Genomic DNA, 18512 nt, shown 5'->3' with positions numbered 1-18512 from the left:
ACCACCCGCAGTGCTGAACGATCTCGACGAACGCATCGTGCACGCCCTCGCCGAGGACGCCCGCCGCTCCTACGCCGACATCGGCCACCTGGTCGGCCTGTCCGCGCCGGCCGTGAAACGCAGGGTGGACCGGTTGCGGGCGACCGGGGCCATCACGGGGTTCACGGTACGGGTGGACCCGGCCGCGCTCGGCTGGGAGACGGAGGGGTTCGTCGAGATCTACTGCCGGCGCAACACCTCGCCGGAGACGATCCAGCGGGGGCTGGAGCGCTACCAGGAAGTCGTGGCCGCCTCCACGGTCACCGGGGAGGCGGACGCGGTCGTCCAGGTCTTCGCGTCCGACATGCGGCACTTCGAGCGCGTGCTGGAGCGGATCGCGGGGGAGCCGTTCGTGGAGCGGACGAAGTCCGTGCTGGTGCTTTCGCCGTTGCTGCGGAGGTTCTCTTCGGGGTCGCCCACGTAGGGCCTGTGGCCGGGACCAGGGTCGGGGCCGGGGCGGGTCGGGGCCTGCGGGTGGTCCGTGGCTGGTCGCGCAGTTCCCCGCCCCACTCAGGGCGCGGGTTGCTCGCGGCGTTGACGGGGCGCGGGTTGTCAGCGGTGCTGGCGAGCGCGCGTTGACCGTGGTCATGAATGGCGCGGTCGCCTGCGCCCCTGACGGGCGCGGGGCGTCCGTCTCAACTCGGTCTCTACTCCGCCGTCTTCCTCGCCATGGCGTTGTTCCCTATCGAGTTGTGCACGCTGAAGCTCACGGCGTCGGAGCGGTAGCGGTCGTCCGACCATTCCACCGGGCGGCCTTCGCGGGTCGTGGTGACGCGGCGGACTCGGAGCAGGGGGCTGGTGCGGCGGATGCCGAGAAGGTCGGCGTCCTGGGCGCCGGCCGCCACCGCGTCGATGACGTGCTCGCCGTAGGCGAAGACCAGGCCCGTGTCCTCGAAGAGCCGCTGGGTCACGGAGGGGCAGTCGGGCTCGATGGCCTCGACGGCGGGGGAGATCCAGTCGGCGTACACGGTCCGCTCCAGGAGCACCGGCTCACCGTCCAGGCCACGCACCCGCAGCACGTGCAACACGGCTGTCCCCTCCGGCAGTTGGAGGCGCACGGCATCCTCGGCGGTCGCCGGACGGTAGGTCTGCTCGACCACGCGTCCCGTCGCCTCCCGCCCCATCGTGCGTGCCCACTCGGCGAAGCTGCGCAGTTCGGCGAAGCTCTGGCTGCGGCGGCTGGCCAGCACCACCCGGCGCGCGCCCTGGCGGGACCCGATCAGGCCCTCGGCGGTCAGGGCCGCGACGGCCTGCCGGACCGTGCCGCGCGCCACGCCGTACTGCGCCGCGAGGTCCGTCTCCGCGGGCAGCAGACTGCCCACCGTGTACTCCTCGCGGTCGATCGCCCGCCGCAGCTCGTCGGCGATCTCCTCGTGTCGCGCCCCCATGCTTCCCCTCTGATCCGGCTGCAGTGCACAGCGTGACCAGCGTAATCGAGATCGGACGGTGATCTGGGCAGCTCGGGATTGTGCAGGGAATCGGGGTTCAGGGTTTCGCCAGTGTTTACGAACAGGACACCGGAGCCGGGCCTACTGGGGTCAACTTGTTCAGACAAGTTCTCCGCTCCATCACACCCTCGTGCGTACTCCTGGAGAGACCGTGACCGTGTTCCTGCCGAGGACCGCCGTCCTCACCGGCGGCCTCGCCGTCGCCGCCGCCCTCGCCCTCAGCGCCTGTGGCGCGGCCCCCGACGACAAGGCGACCACCGCCGACGGCAAGAGCGCGGCCACCGCGACCTCCGCCGCCGACTTCGGTGGTCTCGACGCCCTCGTGAAGGCGGCGAAGAAGGAGGGCACGCTGCACGCGATCGCGCTGCCCCGTGACTGGGCCAACTACGGCGCGCTGATCGACGGCTTCACCAAGAAGTACGGCATCAAGATCGACGTGGAGAACCCGGCCGGGACCAGCCAGGACGAGATCAACGCCGTCACCTCGCGCAAGGGCCAGGACCGCGCGCCCGACGTCCTCGACCTGGGCAGCTCGTTCGCGCTGAGCGCCGCCCAGCAGGGGCTGCTCGCGCCCTACAAGGTGACCGCGTTCGCCGACATCCCCGAGGCCCAGAAGGACCCGAAGGGGCAGTGGTTCAACGACTACGGCGGCTACGTCTCCATCGGCTGCGACGCCAAGAAGGTCAAGGAGTGCCCCAAGACCTTCGCGGACCTGCTCAAGCCGGAGTACAAGGGCCAGGTCGCCCTCAACGGCAACCCCACCAAGTCCGGTTCGGCGTTCGCCGGCGTGTACGCGGCCGCCCTCGCCAACGGTGGCTCCTTCGACGACATCCAGCCCGGCATCGACTTCTTCGGCAAGCTGAAGAAGAACGGCAACTACACGCCCGTCGAGTCGACCCCGGCCACCGTCGAGAAGGGCGAGACGCCGATCAGCATCGACTGGGACTACCTGAACGCCGGCTACGCCGACGAGTTCAACTCCAAGGGTCTCGACTGGACGGTCACGGTCCCCTCCGACGGCCAGTTCTCCCAGTACTACTCCCAGGCCATCAACAAGGACGCCCCGCACCCGGCGGCGGCCCGCCTGTGGCAGGAGTACCTCTACAGCACCGAGGGCCAGAACCTCTGGGTCAAGGGATACGCCCGCCCGGCCCTGATGCCGGCCATGGACAAGGCGGGCACGCTCGACAAGACCGCCGCCGCCGCGCTTCCCAAGGTCTCGGGCACGCCGAGCTTCCCGACCGAGGACCAGCAGAACAAGGCCAAGGGCGTCCTCGCCCAGGGCTGGGGCAAGGCCGTCTCCGGATGACCGTCGCCCTCACCGAGGCCGACACGGTGCCCGCCGCTGCCCCACGGCAGCGGCGGCGCCGCGCCGTCGGCCCGCTCGCCGTCCTTCCGCTGCTCGCCTTCGTCGCCATCGCCTTCGGGGTCCCCGCCCTGGCCATGCTGAACGGCGCCTTCACCGTCAAGGACCAGGCCACCGGTGCCACTTCGTACACCACGGCCAACCTGACCGCCTCGCTCCAGGGCGCGTACCTCACCGCCCTGGTCGGCAGCGTCAAGCTGTCCGCCGTCTCGGCCGCCCTCGCGACCGTGCTCGGACTGCTGCTCGCCCAGGCCGTGGTCACCTCCCGCTTCCGCGCGCTGCGCGAGGCCGTGCTGACCGCGTCCGGTGTCCTCGCCAACTTCGGCGGTGTCCCGCTGGCCTTCGCGTTCGTCGCCACCCTCGGCAACGCGGGCGTCCTGACCCGGCACCTGGGCCTGTCCGACAAGGGCTGGAACCTCTACAGCTTCTGGGGACTGGTCATCGTCTACCTCTACTTCCTGATCCCGCTGATGGTCCTCACCATCACGCCCGCCCTGGACGGACTGCGCTCCCAGTGGCGCGAGGCCGCGCAGAACAACGGCGCCACCGGGGTCCAGTACTGGCGCCATGTCGCCCTCCCCGTCCTCGCGCCCTCACTGCTCGGCGGTCTGGTGCTGCTCTTCGGCAGCGCCTTCGCGGCGTACGCCACCGCCGCGGCCATGGTGGGCAGCGCGGTCCCGCTGGTCACCCTGCAGATCGCCGACGCCATCTCCGGCAACGTCCTGGTGGGCCAGGAGAACGTGGCACTCGCCCTCAGCCTCGACATGGTCCTCGTCGCGGGCCTGGTCATGGCCGTGTACCTGCCCCTGCAACGACGGAGCGCGCGATGGCTGGAAGCGTGAACAAGTCCCCGCGTGTGCGCCCCTGGCGCGGCGTCGTCCTGGCCTTCGCCGGGCTCTACTTCCTGGTCCCGCTCGCCGCGTCCCTGGTCTTCACGGTCGACGTGCCGAACCAGGGGATCACCTTCGACGCGTACAGCCAGATCGTCGGTGCCGACGGCTTCACCTCCAGCCTGCTGCTCTCGCTGGAACTGGCCGCCGCCACCATCGCCGTGGTCCTGCTGCTGATGGTGCCGGCGATGGTCGCCCTGCGGCTGAGCGCCCCGAAACTGCGGCCCGTGGTCGAGGTCATCTGCTCGCTGCCGCTGGTCGTCCCGCCGATCGCGTTCGTCGCCGGGATCTCCACCGTCCTCAAGTTTGGGCCCGAACACCTCTCCCGCACCCCGCTCTTCCAGACGTTCGTGGCACTGCAGAACCCCGACTTCCCGTTCGTGCTCGTCCTCGCCTACGTCGTGATGGCCCTGCCCTTCGTGTACCGGGCTCTGGACGCCGGACTGCGCGCCGTCGACGTACGCACCCTCGTCGAGGCCGCCCGCAGCTGCGGGGCGAACTGGCCGCAGGCGCTGGTGCGGGTCGTGCTGCCCAACCTGCGGGGGGCACTGCTCAACGCCTCCTTCCTCACCCTGGCGCTGGTGCTCGGCGAATTCACCGTCGCCCAGCTGCTCGGCTTCCAGCCGTTCGCCGTGTGGATCTACAGCATCGGCGGCTCGCAGGCCCAGCTCTCCGTCGCCGTCTCCGTGCTCAGTCTGCTCGTCACCTGGGCACTGCTCCTCTCGCTCGCCGGACTCGGCGGGCGCTCCCGTACCGCTTCCCGGGGATGACCATGACCCTCACCACGCACAAGACCGCCCCGGCCGTGGAGAAGGCCGCCACCGTCGAATTCCGAGGCCTGCGCCGGTCGTTCGGCACGACCGTCGCCCTCGACGGGCTCGACCTGCCCGCCCGGCCCGGCGAACTCCTCGCCCTGCTCGGCCCGTCCGGCTGCGGCAAGACCACCGCGCTGCGGATGCTCGCCGGCTTCGAACACCCCGACTCCGGTGAGGTGCTGGTCGACGGCGAGGACATCACCCGCGTCCCCGCCCACCGCCGCGACGCCGGAATGGTCTTCCAGTCGTACAGCCTCTTCCCGCACCTCAGCGCCCTCGACAACGTGGCCTTCGGCCTGCGCATGCGCAAGGTGCGGACGGCGGAGCGACGCTCCCGCGCCGCCGAACTGCTCGACCTCGTGGGCCTGGCCGACAAGGGCGAGCGCTTCCCCCACCAGCTCTCCGGCGGCCAGCAGCAGCGCGTCGCGCTGGCCCGCGCGCTCGCCCTGCGCCCGCGAGTCCTGCTCCTCGACGAGCCGCTCTCGGCGCTCGACGCGAAGGTGCGGCTCAGCCTGCGCGAGGAGATCCGCAGGCTCCAGCAGGAACTCGGCATCACCACCCTGTTCGTGACGCACGACCAGGAGGAGGCGCTGTCCATGGCGGACCGCGTCGCCGTGATGCGGTCCGGACGGCTCGAACAGTGCGCGGCACCCGCCGAGCTGTACGGCCGGCCGGCCACCGCGTTCGTCGCCGAGTTCGTAGGCACGATGAGCCGCATCCCGGGGCGTCTCGAGGCCACGACGGTCGAGGTGCTCGGACAGCGGCTGCCGGTCGACGGTGACGCGCCCGACGCGCGGGAGGTGGACGTCCTGGTACGGCCCGAGGCGGTACGGGTGCAGGCCGACGACGCCGGTGACGCCCGGGTCGTGGCCGGCGCGTTCCTCGGGGCCGCGACCCGGGTCACCGTGCGGCTCGCGGACGGCACCGAGGTGAAGGCCGACCTGCCCACGCACGAGGCCGCCACGCTCGGTCCCGGCGCGGCCGTCACCGTGCGCCTGCCGGAGCGGCCGGTACTGGTCGCCGAGCGCGCGCACTGACCGACTCCGCTCCCGGCCCCTTCCCCCTCGCCGGGGCCTCCCCCCACTGATGAAAGAGAACACCGTGACCCACCGCGCCACCCCCCGACTCCCGCTCCAGGCCGTCCTGTTCGACATGGACGGCACGCTCGTGGACACCGAGCGACTGTGGTGGGAGGCGGTGGAAACGGTGGCCGTCGGGCTCGGGCGCCCGCTCACCGGGGCGGACCAGCCGGAGGTCCTCGGGCGGCCCGTCGAGTACACCGCCGACTGGCTGGGCGCGGTCACGGGGACTCCGGCGGAGGGCATCGCCGCCGGGCTGCACCGGGAGTTCGCCGACCGCGTACGGACCGGGATCGTGCCCCGTCCGGGCGCGCTGCGGCTCCTCGGGGACCTGGCACGCGAGGGCGTCCCCACCGCCCTGGTGACCGCCTCCCCACGCGCCGTCGCCGACACCGTCCTGGACGCGCTCGGCGCCGCGCACTTCGCCACCTCCGTCACCGCCGACGACACCGAGCGCACCAAGCCAGCCCCCGATCCCTACCTCGCCGCCTGCCGCGCCCTCGGTGTCGACCCCGCCCTCTGTGTGGCCGTCGAGGACACCGAGACCGGCGTGGCCTCCGCCGAGGCCGCGGGGTGCGCGGTGCTCGCCGTGCCCTCGCTCGCGCCGATCGACTCCGCCCCCGGACGCACGGTCCTCACCAGCCTGGAGGAGGTGACGCCGGACCGGCTGCGGGGCATGCTGGCGCCCCGTGAGCTGCGGGTGATGAGCTGGAACCTCTGGTACGGCGGCACCGAGGTCGATGACCACCGCGAGAAGCAGCTCAAGGTCATCACGGAGACCGGCGCGGACGTGGTCGGCCTCCAGGAGACGTACGGGAACGCGGCACAGGAGCTGGCCGAGGCCCTCGGCTGGCACCACCACCGGGCCGGGGACAACCTCGGGATCATCAGCCGCCACCCGATCACCGCCCGCCTCGGCGACCCGGAGGTCGGCTTCTACGGCGGCACCGGGGTGCGGATCCGGCTGGACGGCGGCCAGGAGGTGGCCGTCTGGAGCACCCACCTCGACTACACGCCGTACGGACCGTACGAGGCCCGCTTCGACGGGCTCCCCGCGGCCGGACTGATCGCCCACGAGGCCGGCCGGCTGGGCCAGATGCGGGAGATCCTGCGCGAGATCGACACCGCGGCCGTCCCCGGCGTCCCCGTGATCCTGGTCGGCGACTTCAACAGCCCCTCCCACCTGGACTGGCCGGACGTCGAGTGGCCGGTGACCCGGGCGGCCGAGGAGGCCGGCCTGCGCGACTCCTACCGTGAGGCGCACCCCGACCCGGTGCGGGACCCGGGCCACACCTGGTCGCCGATCCACACCGAGCACGAGGACGGCAGCGGCCGCCCCGAGCCGCAGGACCGCATCGACTTCGTCCTGCACGACGGACGCGGCCTGCGCGTACGGGATTCCCGCACCGTCGTCGCCGGCACCCCGCGCACCTGGCCCCACGTCGCGGACAACGCCTGGCCCTCGGACCACGCGGCAGTACTCACCACGTTCACCCTCGACTAGACGCCCCCACCGAGCCCCGGCTCCCCGCGCGCCGGAAGCCCCTTCTCGGGGGCGCGGGGACCAGCCTTTCGGGGGCACGGGGAACGGCGCGCCCTTACGCACCGGCACCCGACATCGCACGGTGTTGTCCCAGGGGCGCGGGGAGCGGCGCGCCCAGCCTTCACGCACCGGCACCTGACGTCGCACGGTGTCGTCCCAGGGGCGCGGGGAACGGCGCGCCCAGCCCCCACGCACCCGCACCCGACACCGCACCCCTGGGGCCCGGGCGGAAGCCCCGGAACCGGCACCCGAGGCCCCCTCCAGGACACCCCGCAACAAATCACCGCCGGACGGCCCCCGCACGCAACGATTCGTTCACCGGCACGCAACGGCTCCTCCTTGTCCACGCCGGCCCGGCGACCGTACCGTCTACCTGGCCCCCAAACCCATCCGTACCGGTGAGGAACACGCATGCGCACAGCCCTGCTCCAGAGCTCCGGCCGCCCCGGCTCCGTCGTCGAGAACCTCAAGGTCCTCGACGCCGCCGCGGGCCGCGCCGCTGCCGCCGGCGCCGGGCTGCTGGCCGCACCCGAGATGTTCCTCACCGGCTACGCCATCGGCGACGACATCGCACGTCTGGCCGAGCCCGCCGACGGCGACGCCGCCGACGCGATCGCCGAGATCGCCACCCGCCACGGCGTGGCCGTCGCCTACGGCTACCCCGAGCGCTCCGGCGAGCGGGTCCACAACTCCGCGCAGCTGATCTCCGCCGACGGCACCCGGCTCGCGAACTACCGCAAGACCCACCTCTTCGGCTGCTTCGAGCGCGACCACTTCACCCCGGGCGACCAGCCGGTGGTCCAGGCCGAGCTGAACGGCCTCCGCGTCGGCCTGATGATCTGCTACGACGTGGAGTTCCCGGAGAACGTCCGGGCGCACGCACTCGCCGGCACCGACCTCCTCGTCGTGCCGACCGCGCAGATGCACCCCTTCCAGTTCGTCGCCGAGTCCGTCGTCCCGGTGCGCGCCTTCGAGAACCAGATGTACGTCGCCTACGTCAACCGGGTCGGCGTGGAGGGGGAGTTCGAGTTCGTCGGGCTGTCCACGCTGGCCGGGCCCGACGGGGTCGCCCGCACCCGCGCCGGGCGCGCCGAGGAGCTGGTCCTCGCCGACGCCGACCCCGCCTTCCTCGCGGCCTCGCGCGAGGCGAACCCGTATCTGAAGGACCGCCGCCCCGGCCTCTACGGGTCGCTCGTCTGAACTTCCAGCCCTCCCCCCGAAGCTTTGTCGCAAGGAGTCCGTACCCCATGACGTCCACGGTGCCCACCGCCGTCCAGCACACCGACGTGCAGCAGCCGCCGATCACCATGTTCGGCCCGGACTTCCCGTACGCGTACGACGACTTCCTCGCGCATCCCGCGGGCCTCGGGCAGATACCCGCGACCGAGCACGGCACCGAGGTCGCGGTCATCGGCGGCGGCCTCTCCGGCATCGTGGCCGCCTACGAACTGATGAAGATGGGCCTCAAGCCCGTCGTGTACGAGGCCGACGAGATCGGCGGCCGGCTGCGCACGGTGGGCTTCGAGGGGTGCGACCCCTCGCTGACGGCCGAGATGGGCGCCATGCGCTTCCCGCCGTCCTCGACCGCCCTCCAGCACTACATCGACCTGGTGGGACTGGAGACCCGGCCGTTCCCCAACCCGCTCGCGGAGAGCACGCCCTCGACGGTCGTCGATCTCAAGGGCGAGTCGCACTACGCGACCACCGTCGACGACCTGCCGCAGGTCTACCGCGACGTGATGAACGCGTGGAACGCCTGTCTCGAGGAGGGCGCCGACTTCTCCGACATGAACCGGGCCATGCGCGAGCGCGACGTCCCGCGCATCCGTGAGATCTGGGCGAAGCTCGTGGAGAAGCTCGACAACCAGACCTTCTACGGTTTCCTGTGCGACTCGGACTCCTTCAGGTCCTTCCGGCACCGTGAGATCTTCGGCCAGGTCGGCTTCGGCACGGGCGGCTGGGACACCGACTTCCCGAACTCGATCCTCGAGATCCTGCGCGTCGTCTACACGGAGGCCGACGACCACCACCGCGGCATCGTCGGCGGCTCCCAGCAGCTTCCGCTGCGGCTGTGGGAGCGGGAGCCGGTGAAGATCGTCCACTGGGCGCCCGGGACCTCGCTGGCCTCGCTGCACGACGGCGCCCCGCGTCCGGCGGTGACCCGGCTGAACCGTACGTCGGGCAACCGGATCACCGTGACGGACGCCAACGGCGACATCCGCACCTACCAGGCGGCGATCTTCACCGCGCAGTCCTGGCTGCTGCTCTCGAAGATCGCCTGCGACGACTCGCTCTTCCCCATCGACCACTGGACGGCGATGGAGCGGACCCACTACATGGAGTCGAGCAAGCTCTTCGTGCCCGTCGACCGTCCGTTCTGGCTCGACAAGGACGAGACGACCGGGCGTGACGTCATGTCGATGACGCTCACCGACCGGATGACCCGCGGCACCTACCTCCTGGACGAGGGTCCGGACAGGCCCGCCGTCATCTGTCTCTCGTACACGTGGTGCGACGACAGCCTGAAGTGGCTGCCGCTGTCCGCGAACGAGCGGATGGAGGTCATGCTGAAATCGCTCGGCGAGATCTATCCGAAGGTCGACATCCGGAAGCACATCATCGGCAACCCGGTGACCGTCTCCTGGGAGAACGAGCCCTACTTCATGGGGGCGTTCAAGGCCAACCTGCCCGGCCACTACCGCTACCAGCGGCGTCTGTTCACGCACTTCATGCAGGACGCGCTGCCCGAGGACAAGCGGGGCATCTTCCTCGCGGGCGACGACATCTCCTGGACGGCCGGCTGGGCCGAGGGCGCCGTGCAGACGGCGCTGAACGCGGTCTGGGGCGTCATGCACCAGCTGGGCGGAGCGACCGACGCGACCAACCCCGGGCCGGGCGACGTCTACGACGAGATCGCGCCGGTCGAACTGCCCGAGGACTGAGGGTCCACGGCCCGGGGCCGCGGGCGCGCCGGGGCGGCCGGGGTTCTCGGACCCCGGCCGCGGTGCCGTGCCGGCGGTCGCGGTGCTCAGACTCCGGCCGCGCGGGCGAGCCCGTACACCTCCGCCGCGACGTCCTCCAGTTCCGAGGCGTCGCGGAGCGGTGCCTGGAGATCGAGCAGGAACTCCCCGACCCCGTCCACCTGGTGTGCGGCCAGGTCCTCGGCGATCTGTGCCGCGCTGCCCGTGAACAGGGGACGTGCGGCACCCTCGTAGGGCTTGGCCGTGTACCCCGCGTTGACGCGGACGCAGACCTCGATCGGCCTTGACCTGCCGCGCTCGGCGGCCAGTTCCTGGAGCCGGGTCCACTCCTCGGTGAGCCGGCCGACGCCCTGGGCGGTCGGCATCCAGCCGTCCGCGCGGTCGACCAGCCGCCGCGCCGCCTTCGGGCTGTTCGCCGGCAGGTACACCGGGATCGGACGCGCGGGCTTCGGCCCGACCTCGGACGGGGGGATTCTGGTGAGTTCACCCTCGTACGACACCGGGTCCGGTCCCCAGACCGCCGCGCAGACGTCCAGGAGCTCGTCGAGGACCTTGCCGCGCTTCTCGAAGGGCGCCACGGCGGCCGCCGCGTACTCGTCGTGGGACCAGCCGGTGCCGAGGCCCGCCACCACCCGGCCGCCGCTGGCCGCGTCCAGCGTGGCGAGCGCGCGTGCCAGCTGGAAGGGGATGTGCAGCGGCGCCACCAGCACGCTGGTGCCGAGACGGGCCCGCCCGGTCGACGCGGCGGCCAGGGTCAGGGTCACCAGCGGCTCGGCGACCGAGCGGTAGGTGTCGGGCCAGGCCAGCCCCGGAATCCCGTACAGCCCCTGCGTGGCGGGGTCGGGGAAGAGTACCCGCTCGAACACCCACAGGCTCTCGTAGCCGGTCTCCTCCGCGGCACGGGCCACCGCCGGCACATCGCGCCCGAGGTCGTACTGCTTCATCTGCGGAAGGCCGAGTCCGAGCCGGATCGCCATACCTGTCGCCCCTTTGCACGTCGGTGAGCCGTCCGGTCAACGTACAGCGATCACGGGGAGGTTCACCGGCCTACGGTCCCCAGTGGCCGGTTCGGTCCCCCAATGGGGTCAGCATCATGCGTCCGGTCAGGCCCACCGTCGCGTCGAGACGGTCGTCGAACTCCCTGGCGAGGCCGGGGAGTCCGCGCAGCGCCCACAGCGCCCGCGCCGCCGACCAACTGGCGTCGCGCGCTCGCTCCAGGCTCCACGCGCCCAGCAGATGGGTGAGCGGGTCGGCGACCTCCAGGAGGTCGGGTCCCGGCATCAGATCCTCGCGGATGCGCTCCTCCATCGATACGAGGAGGTCGCCCACGCGCTCGAACTCGTCCTCCAGATCAGCCGGTTCGCAACCGAGCGCTCGACAGCTGTCCACGACGGCCAGTGGCAGATCGTGTCCGACGTGCGCGTTGACGCCCGCGAGCGCGAACTGCAGGGGGCTTACTCCGGGATGGCGCCGGAACTGCAGCAGCGGCCGCCAGCAGGCGGGCGGGCACCCCTCCTCGGCCACCGTCAGATACCGTTCGGCGAAACGTACGTCCAGGGTGGCCGCGGCCCCGGGATCCGGGAACTCCCCGGCGTCCAGGCGCCGGTCGATCTCCTCGGTGACGGTGAGGTAGACGCGGTTGAAGACCGCGACCCCGTCCCGCTCCGGCAGGGCCGCCTCCAGGGCCCGCATCCGGGAGACGACCGTGTGCACGGGAGCGATGAGCTGTTCCAACTGCGCCATGGGGGAAGGGTCCCAGCCGTGGCCCGGTGGGCGTGCCGCCTGGCCGGGCGCGTCCCCAGAACGAGGGAATACACCCTTGCCGGGAGTGTCGCGAGCGGGGGAGCGACCCGGGTCAGGGATACGTGCCCTGCGCCTGGCCGCACGCGGAGCGGAACGCGTACGCGCGGCCCGGCGCGGTGACGGCCGGCTTGATCTACGTCGCGCCTGTCAGTCGGCGCGCTGATCCGGGCCCTCGGCGGCGCCGTCCTGGTCGTAGGCCGACGTGCCCGAGTCGAGCAGCGGCTCCTGGGTCCTGAGGTGGGCCGGAGCCATCGCCCGCAGCGCGTGGTACCCGGTGATCACGACGAGCGTGCCGAGCGCGATGCCGCTGAGCGAGAAGGTGTCCGAGAACTTCAGCGTGACGCCGCCGACGCCGATGATGATGCCCGCCGCGGCCGGCACCAGGTTCAGCGGATTGCGCAGGTCGACCCGGCCGTGCAGCCAGATCTGGGCGCCGAGCAGACCGATCATGCCGTACAGGATGACGGTGATGCCGCCGAGGACGCCGCCCGGGATCGCCGCGACGACCGCACCGAACTTGGGACAGACGCCGAACAGCAGGGCGAATCCCGCGGCGGCCCAGTAGGCGGCGGTCGAGTAGACGCGTGTCGCGGCCATCACGCCGATGTTCTCGGAGTAGGTGGTGTTGGGCGGGCCGCCGACCGCCGTGGAGAGCATCGAGGCGGCGCCGTCCGCGGAGATCGCGGAGCCCAGCCTGTCGTCCAGCGGGTCGCCGGTCATCTCGCCCACCGCCTTGACGTGGCCCGCGTTCTCGGCGACCAGGGCGATCACGACCGGGAGCGCGACGAGGATCGCCGACCACTGGAACGAGGGGCCGTGGAAGTGCGGCAGCCCGATCCAGTCCGCCCTGCCGACACCGGAGAGGTCCAGTCGCCAGTGGTCGGTGACCTTGCCGCCCGCGTCGACCGAGTGGATCTTCCCGAAGATCCGGTCGAAGGCCCAGGAGATCACATATCCGAACAGCAGGCCGAGGAAGATCGCGATCCGGGACCAGAAGCCGCGCAGGCAGACCACGGACAGTCCCGTGAACAGCATCACGAGCAGCGCCGTCCACTGGTCCTGCGGCCAGTACGTGGACGCGGTCACGGGAGCCAGGTTGAAACCGATCAGCATGACGACCGCGCCGGTGACGACCGGCGGCATCGCGGCGTGGATGATCCGTGCCCCGAACCGCTGCACGGCGAGCCCGACCAGGAACAGGACGACGCCCACGACGAACACCGCGCCCGTCACCGTCGCGCTGGTGCCGCCCTGCGCTCGGATGACCGCGGCGACGCCCACGAAGGAGAGCGAACAGCCGAGATAGCTGGGCACCCGGCCGCGGGTGGCGAGCAGGAAGATGACCGTCGCCACACCGGACATCATGATCGCGAGGTTCGGGTCGAGCCCCATCAGGACGGGCGCCACGAAGGACGCCCCGAACATCGCCACCACGTGCTGGGCGCCGAGTCCGATCGTGCGCGGCCAGGAGAGGCGTTCATCGGGGCGGACGACGGCTCCGGGCGCGGGGTTGCGTCCGTCGCCGTGCAGTTTCCAGTGCACGCCGAGATCCATGGTGCGGCTTCGCTTTCTCTGTACGTGAATCGGTCCGGACCATTGTCAGGGCCAACTGGCGGTTCTACGCTCACACGGTCCCACTCATGAACTGCGTTCACATGTATGATCGGAGTGCTCGATGGGTAGAAGACCCCGTGCGGGCGTGGTCCTGGCGGCCGTGGTCGCCCTCGCGGCCGCCGTCGTCCCGACCGCCTCGGCCCACGAGGGCCGTTCGACACCGAAGGCCCCCGCCACCGCCGTCCTCGACGGCACCCGGCTGCAACGGACGAAGATCCGCCTGGACCACGGCGACGCCGGACTCCGGCACGCCGTCGCGAACCTCACGGCCCGCGCCGACGCCTGGCTGGACCAGGGTCCCTGGACGGTCGTCGACAAACCGAAGCCCGCCCCCGGCGGCGATGTCCACGACTACCTGAGCCAGGCCCCGTACTGGTGGCCCTCGCAGCCCGCGACCGCCGACAACCCGTGGGGCTGCCCCTACGTGCAGCGCGACGGGCAGCGCAACCCCGAGGTCGACACCGGCACCGACCGCCAGGACGTCGAGAAGGTCTTCGACTCGACGTACGACCTCGCACTCGCCTGGTACTACACCGGCAGAAAGCAGTACGCCCAGAAGGCCGCCACCGTCCTGCGCACCTGGTTCCTCGACCCGGCCACCCGGATGAACGCCAACCTGGACCACGGGCAGTTCATCCCGTGCAAGTACGACGGCCGGGCGATCGGCATCATCGACTTCTCGCAGTCCTACACCAGCGTCCTGGACGCCGTCGCGATCCTCGACACCGGCGCCCCCGGCTGGTCCAGGAGCGACCGCACGGCGATGCGCTCCTGGAACACGGACCTCCGCGACTGGCTGGTGGACAGCGCCTTCGGCGTCGAGGAGGGCGCCGCCGCGAACAACCACGGCACCTTCTACGACATGCAGCTCGCCGCCCTGGCGTACGCGACAGGCGACAGGGACCTGGCCCGGCGGACCGTGCTCGACGCGCGATCCAGGCGCATCGACCCGCAGATCGCCGCCGACGGCACCCAGCCCCAGGAACTCACCCGCACCCGCAGCTGGCACTACTCGACCTTCGACCTCGTCGCCTACACCCGCCTCGCGGCCATCGGCCGGCATGTCGGAGTGGACCTGTGGGCGTACCGGGGGCCGGACGGGCAGAGCCTGTTCAAGGCGGTCGACCAACTGCTGCCCGCCGCCACGGGAGCCGCCCCGTGGCCGTACCCGGAACTGGAGTTCCACCGCTTCGCGGCGAGCGACGTCGTGCACGCGGCCGCCGACGCGGGGGACCGGGCGGCACGTGCCGCCGTACCGGAGCTGGAGGCGCCGCCCGGCGGCGACCTGTGGGCGCTGCGGCCGGCCGCGGAGCAGCTCGACTCGATCGCGGGCTGACCCGACGCCGCACGAACACCCTGATCAGGGGCTCCTGAGCGGCTGCTTAGGATGGGGTGCCCCCACCGCCCCTCCCGGCACCCTCAGGAGCCCCGCCCGTGACCGCCGAAGCCCCCGTCGCCCCCGCCCTCCCGTACGGGAGACTGCTCCCCGTCACCGTCCACTTCGACGACCTCGACGCGCTGGGGCTGCTCCACAACGCCCGCTACCCCGTGCTGGTCGAACGCGCCTGGACCGCGCTCTGGAACGAGAACGGCTTCGGCTTCGAGGGCGACTGGGAAGCCGCGGGCGACTTCTGCAACGCGGTCAGGGAACTCCGGATCAGCTACGACGCACCGGTGAACCGGCCCGGCGCGTACGCCGTGCACCTGTGGCTGGAGCGACTGGGCGACACCGGACTGACGTACGGCTTCCGCTTCTGCTCGGCCGACGGCGCGGTCGCCTACGCGCACGGGACCCGGGTCCTGGTCCGGCTCGACGCCGGCACGCTGCGTCCGACGTCGTGGAGCGGCCGCTTCAGGGCCGTGGGTCGGGAACTGCTGCGCTCGGGCGACTGACCTTCGGACGGTCGCGCTCGCCCGCGCGCAGCACACCCGCGAACACGGCGAGTCCGCTCGCCAGGACCGTGACCAGTCCGAACGAGACCACCAGGCTGGTCGCCTGGGCCAGCGAGCCGATCGCGCTCGGCGCGACCAGACCCGAGGTGTACGTGATGGTGGCGACGCCCGCGATGGCCTGGCTGGGGTTGGGGCCGGCGTGGCCCGCCGCGGCGAAGCAGAGCGGGACGACGACCGCGATCCCGAGGCCCAGCAGGGCGAAGCCGCCCATCGCCACCGCGGGGTTGCCCGCGACGACGACGAGCAGTCCGCCGAGCACGGCCAGCGCCCCGCCCGCCCGCACGGTGCGCACCGCGCCGAACCGGTTCACCACGGCGTCGCCGACGAGCCGGGCCAGCGCCATGGTCAGCATGAAGCCGGTCGTCGACGCCGCCGCGAGCCCGGCCGAGGTGCCGAGTTCGTCCTTGAGGTAGACCGCCGACCAGTCCAGGCTCGCGCCCTCGGCGAACACGGCGCAGAAGCCGATCGCGCCGATGAGCAGCGCGGACTTCGGCGGCAGCGCGAAGCGCGGCGGGGGGACCTCGTCCTCGGTCGGCCGCAGGTCCAGGACCCATCGGCACGCGGTGAGACCCAGGACCGTCAGGACCCCGGCCGCCAGAACGTGGTGCAGACGCGCGTCCGAACCGAGATGCGCGGCGAGGGTGCCGCCCGCCGATCCGACCAGCGCACCCGCGCTCCACATGCCGTGCAGCCCCGACATGATCGACCTGCCGAGGCGGTTCTCGATCTCGACGCCGAGCGCGTTCATCGCCACGTCCGCCATGCCCGCCGTCGCGCCGTAGACGAAGAGGGCCAGACACAGGGTGTAGAGATTCGGCGCGACGGACGGCAGGACTAGTGCCAGCGTCCACAGGGAGATCAGCCCGCGCAGCGCGGTGCGCGCGCCGAAGCGGTGGCTGATCCGGCCCGCCAGCGGCATCGCGAGGGAGGCGCCGATGGCCGGGAACGCCAGGGCGAGCCCGAGCTGGCCGGTGCTGACGGACGCGTGGTCCTGGATCCAGGGCACGCGGGTGGCGAACGAGCCCGTCACCGCTCCGTGCACCGCGAACACGGCCGCCACGGCGTACCGGGCCCGCTTCACTTCGACCGAGTCCTGGGCCACGTCACCCGGTGTTCCCGTCGTCCCTGTCATTCCCACCCTCCCGGCGCCACTCCCCATGCTGCCGCCGTAAACTATCAGGGACCCTGCCTGATAGATAGGCGATATACCGGCCGTGGGGCCGGCAGCCCCACGCCCCGGGTCCCGCGTCGGCGGGCCCCACCGATCTGGGAGGACTCCGTGATCTGGGAAGATCCCGGCATGCCCGCATCTCCGAGCACGGCCCGGGCCATCAACGACCGGCTCGCCCTGCGACTGCTCCAGCAGGAGGGCCCGCTGACGGCCGGACAGCTGAAGCAGCTCACGGGACTGTCCCGGCCCACCGTCGCCGACCTCGTCGAACGCCTGACCGCCGCCGGGCTGATCTCGGTCGTGGGGGAGTCGGGGGAGCAACGGCGCGGCCCGAACGCCCGGCTGTACGGGATCGTCGCGGACCGGGCGCAGCTGGCCGCCCTCGACGTCCGCACCGAGGGCGTCACGGTCGTCGTCGCCGACCTGCTCGGCGCGGAGCTCACGCGGGCGTCGGTGCCCATCGCGGACGACGCCGGCACGGGGCCCGCCGTCGAGCAGGCGGTCGCCCTGGTGGAGCGGGCCGCGAAGGAGGCGGGGGCCGAGCGGCTGCACACCGTCGGCATCGGCGCGCCCGGCCTCATCGACCCGGCCACCGGCGAACTCCGGGACTCCTCCGGCCTGCCCGAATGGCACCGCCGTCTGGTCGCGGCCCTCCAGGAACGGCTGCCCGCCCGGGTCATCGTCGAGAACGAGACGAACCTCGCCGCCCTCGCGGAGCAGCGCGACGGAGCGGCCCGGGACCGGGACACCTTCGTCCTCCTCTGGCTCGGCCACGGCACCGGTGCGGCCGTCGTGCTCGACGGCAGACTCCGCCGCGGGGCCTCCGGCGGCACCGGCGAGATCGGGTTCCTGCCGGTTCCGGGCACCACCACGCTGCCGTCTGCGACCGACTGCGAGGGAGGCTTCCACTCGCTGGCGGGTGCTGCCGCGATCGCCGAACTCGCCGCCGGGTACGGGCTGGAGGCGGTCGAGTCACCCGGTGAACCACGGGCGGCGGCACTGGTGCGCGCGGCGGTGGCCGCCGCGTCCTCCTCCGGTACCGAGCGTTTCCTGTACGACCTCGCGGACCGCTTCCTCTCCGCCCTCGCCGATCGCCTCGCCGTCGGCGCCGCGTCGGTCGTGGCCGTCCTCGACCCCGGCTGTGTGGTGCTCGGCGGTGAGGTGGGGCAGGCGGGCGGAGCGGCACTGGCCGCCCGGGTCGGCGAGCGGCTGGCCCGGATGTCCCCGCTGCCCGCCGAGGTGCGGGCGGGCACGCTCGGCGGCGGCGCGGTGCTGCGAGGGGCCCTCCTGACCGCCCGGGAGTCGGCCCAGGACGACCTTTTCACACCGCATCCGCGGTGATCCGCCGCGCCGCCGCACCCGTCCCCGGGCGTTCCGCCCCGGCGCCCGGCCCCCGCCGCCCGGCCCCCGCCGCCCCGCGGCCGGAAGCGCGAAGCCCGGGGCCCCGGAGCGGAGTTCCCGGAGGCGCCCGGCGGACTTCCTCTCCCCGATGGGGAGACCCGGCGGCGGGGCAAGGGCCTCCGTCACCGCCGCCGGGTCGCTCAGGGGGCGAGTAGGCCACCTCGGCTTCCGCAAACCTTGATCGCCCTCGGCTCCTGCGGACCTCGACGGCCCTCGGCTTCCGCGAACCTTGATCGCCGAGCCTAAGAGGACTAGACCAGAGCGTCAATAGGTATGGACCAATATCCGTATCGCCGTCAGGCGTGCGAGCCCTCACGGGAGTTGGCCGCCCCCGTGGCGCCGCGGAAGTCCATTCGGGCGACCTGTGAGGCACCCCACAGAACTTCACCCGCATGGGCATGGACAGGGC

The 18512-nt window shown here is 72.2% G+C and carries 16 protein-coding genes; 11 read left to right on the top strand and 5 right to left on the bottom strand.

The window, feature by feature from the left end:
• Window positions 1-10: 10 nt before the first annotated feature.
• A complete protein-coding gene (locus OHB41_RS11025; RefSeq protein ID WP_266697673.1) occupies window positions 11-463 on the top strand; it encodes an Lrp/AsnC family transcriptional regulator in 453 nt (150 codons plus the stop codon).
• Between the two features lie 223 nt (window positions 464-686).
• Here the strand turns inward: OHB41_RS11025 and OHB41_RS11020 are convergent, their stop codons facing one another.
• Window positions 687-1427 carry a GntR family transcriptional regulator gene (locus tag OHB41_RS11020; protein ID WP_266697671.1) on the bottom strand — a complete coding sequence of 247 codons (741 nt, stop codon included), beginning with the start codon at window positions 1425-1427 and terminating at the stop codon, window positions 687-689.
• A gap of 211 nt (window positions 1428-1638) precedes the next feature.
• On the opposite strand from OHB41_RS11020, the gene OHB41_RS11015 reads away from it, so the two are divergent.
• From OHB41_RS11015 to OHB41_RS10985, 7 genes are all read left to right on the top strand, one after another.
• Window positions 1639-2796 (top strand): ABC transporter substrate-binding protein, encoded by a 1158-nt coding sequence (locus OHB41_RS11015; RefSeq protein ID WP_266697670.1) that lies wholly within the window; start codon window positions 1639-1641, stop codon window positions 2794-2796.
• A complete protein-coding gene (locus OHB41_RS11010; RefSeq protein WP_266697669.1) occupies window positions 2793-3695 on the top strand; it encodes an ABC transporter permease in 903 nt (300 codons plus the stop codon). The genes OHB41_RS11015 and OHB41_RS11010 overlap by 4 nt, the downstream gene beginning before the upstream one ends.
• Window positions 3680-4513 carry an ABC transporter permease gene (locus tag OHB41_RS11005; RefSeq protein WP_266697668.1) on the top strand — a complete coding sequence of 278 codons (834 nt, stop codon included), beginning with the start codon at window positions 3680-3682 and terminating at the stop codon, window positions 4511-4513. The genes OHB41_RS11010 and OHB41_RS11005 overlap by 16 nt, the downstream gene beginning before the upstream one ends.
• 2 nt (window positions 4514-4515) lie before the next feature.
• Window positions 4516-5595: an ABC transporter ATP-binding protein gene (locus tag OHB41_RS11000; protein WP_526024908.1), complete on the top strand. Its 1080-nt coding sequence runs from the start codon at window positions 4516-4518 to the stop codon at window positions 5593-5595.
• Window positions 5596-5644: 49 nt separating this feature from the next.
• Complete coding sequence (locus OHB41_RS10995; protein WP_266697664.1) at window positions 5645-7141, top strand: HAD-IA family hydrolase; 1497 nt, start codon at window positions 5645-5647, stop codon at window positions 7139-7141.
• A 450-nt stretch (window positions 7142-7591) separates the two neighbouring features.
• On the top strand, window positions 7592-8380 hold the full coding sequence (locus tag OHB41_RS10990) for a carbon-nitrogen hydrolase family protein (RefSeq protein WP_266697662.1): 789 nt from the start codon (window positions 7592-7594) through the stop codon (window positions 8378-8380).
• 47 nt (window positions 8381-8427) lie between these two features.
• Complete coding sequence (locus OHB41_RS10985; RefSeq protein ID WP_266697661.1) at window positions 8428-10122, top strand: flavin monoamine oxidase family protein; 1695 nt, start codon at window positions 8428-8430, stop codon at window positions 10120-10122.
• 86 nt (window positions 10123-10208) lie between these two features.
• Here the strand turns inward: OHB41_RS10985 and OHB41_RS10980 are convergent, their stop codons facing one another.
• From OHB41_RS10980 to OHB41_RS10970, 3 genes are all read right to left on the bottom strand, one after another.
• The gene (locus OHB41_RS10980) at window positions 10209-11138 is read right to left on the bottom strand and encodes an LLM class F420-dependent oxidoreductase (protein WP_266697659.1); all 930 of its coding nucleotides are present in this window, start codon (window positions 11136-11138) and stop codon (window positions 10209-10211) included.
• A 70-nt stretch (window positions 11139-11208) separates the two neighbouring features.
• Window positions 11209-11904, bottom strand: coding sequence for a DUF5995 family protein (locus OHB41_RS10975; RefSeq protein ID WP_266697658.1), 696 nt, complete (start codon window positions 11902-11904; stop codon window positions 11209-11211).
• Window positions 11905-12111: 207 nt separating this feature from the next.
• Complete coding sequence (locus OHB41_RS10970; RefSeq protein WP_266697657.1) at window positions 12112-13518, bottom strand: uracil-xanthine permease family protein; 1407 nt, start codon at window positions 13516-13518, stop codon at window positions 12112-12114.
• Window positions 13519-13639: 121 nt separating this feature from the next.
• Between OHB41_RS10970 and OHB41_RS10965 the strand changes: the two genes are divergently transcribed.
• A complete protein-coding gene (locus OHB41_RS10965; protein ID WP_266697655.1) occupies window positions 13640-14914 on the top strand; it encodes an alginate lyase family protein in 1275 nt (424 codons plus the stop codon).
• 98 nt (window positions 14915-15012) lie between these two features.
• Window positions 15013-15471 carry an acyl-CoA thioesterase gene (locus OHB41_RS10960; protein ID WP_266697653.1) on the top strand — a complete coding sequence of 153 codons (459 nt, stop codon included), beginning with the start codon at window positions 15013-15015 and terminating at the stop codon, window positions 15469-15471.
• Here the strand turns inward: OHB41_RS10960 and OHB41_RS10955 are convergent.
• Window positions 15431-16663: an MFS transporter gene (locus OHB41_RS10955; protein WP_266697652.1), complete on the bottom strand. Its 1233-nt coding sequence runs from the start codon at window positions 16661-16663 to the stop codon at window positions 15431-15433. The two genes, OHB41_RS10960 and OHB41_RS10955, sit on opposite strands and share 41 nt — an antisense overlap.
• A gap of 168 nt (window positions 16664-16831) precedes the next feature.
• Between OHB41_RS10955 and OHB41_RS10950 the strand changes: the two genes are divergently transcribed.
• Window positions 16832-18043: an ROK family transcriptional regulator gene (locus OHB41_RS10950; RefSeq protein ID WP_266697651.1), complete on the top strand. Its 1212-nt coding sequence runs from the start codon at window positions 16832-16834 to the stop codon at window positions 18041-18043.
• Window positions 18044-18512: the final 469 nt, after the last annotated feature.

The sequence above is a fragment of the Streptomyces sp. NBC_01571 genome, from assembly GCF_026339875.1.
GTDB lineage: Bacteria > Actinomycetota > Actinomycetes > Streptomycetales > Streptomycetaceae > Streptomyces.
Note: the sequence above shows the minus strand (reverse complement) of the source record. Positions and strands in the feature narration are given on the sequence as shown.

Excerpts from the sequence above, each read along its gene's own strand:
- OHB41_RS11010 (WP_266697669.1), top strand. The coding sequence starts at position 2,793 with ATGACCGTCGCCCTCACCGAGGCCGACACGGTGCCCGCCGCTGCCCCA.
- OHB41_RS10995 (WP_266697664.1), top strand. The coding sequence starts at position 5,645 with ATGAAAGAGAACACCGTGACCCACCGCGCCACCCCCCGACTCCCGCTC.
- OHB41_RS10990 (WP_266697662.1), top strand. The coding sequence starts at position 7,592 with ATGCGCACAGCCCTGCTCCAGAGCTCCGGCCGCCCCGGCTCCGTCGTC.
- OHB41_RS11020 (WP_266697671.1), bottom strand. The coding sequence starts at position 1,427 with ATGGGGGCGCGACACGAGGAGATCGCCGACGAGCTGCGGCGGGCGATC.
- OHB41_RS10950 (WP_266697651.1), top strand. The coding sequence starts at position 16,832 with ATGCCCGCATCTCCGAGCACGGCCCGGGCCATCAACGACCGGCTCGCC.
- OHB41_RS10975 (WP_266697658.1), bottom strand. The coding sequence starts at position 11,904 with ATGGCGCAGTTGGAACAGCTCATCGCTCCCGTGCACACGGTCGTCTCC.
- OHB41_RS10955 (WP_266697652.1), bottom strand. The coding sequence starts at position 16,663 with ATGACAGGGACGACGGGAACACCGGGTGACGTGGCCCAGGACTCGGTC.
- OHB41_RS11005 (WP_266697668.1), top strand. The coding sequence starts at position 3,680 with ATGGCTGGAAGCGTGAACAAGTCCCCGCGTGTGCGCCCCTGGCGCGGC.
- OHB41_RS10985 (WP_266697661.1), top strand. The coding sequence starts at position 8,428 with ATGACGTCCACGGTGCCCACCGCCGTCCAGCACACCGACGTGCAGCAG.
- OHB41_RS10980 (WP_266697659.1), bottom strand. The coding sequence starts at position 11,138 with ATGGCGATCCGGCTCGGACTCGGCCTTCCGCAGATGAAGCAGTACGAC.
- OHB41_RS10970 (WP_266697657.1), bottom strand. The coding sequence starts at position 13,518 with ATGGATCTCGGCGTGCACTGGAAACTGCACGGCGACGGACGCAACCCC.
- OHB41_RS10965 (WP_266697655.1), top strand. The coding sequence starts at position 13,640 with ATGGGTAGAAGACCCCGTGCGGGCGTGGTCCTGGCGGCCGTGGTCGCC.
- OHB41_RS11000 (WP_526024908.1), top strand. The coding sequence starts at position 4,516 with ATGACCCTCACCACGCACAAGACCGCCCCGGCCGTGGAGAAGGCCGCC.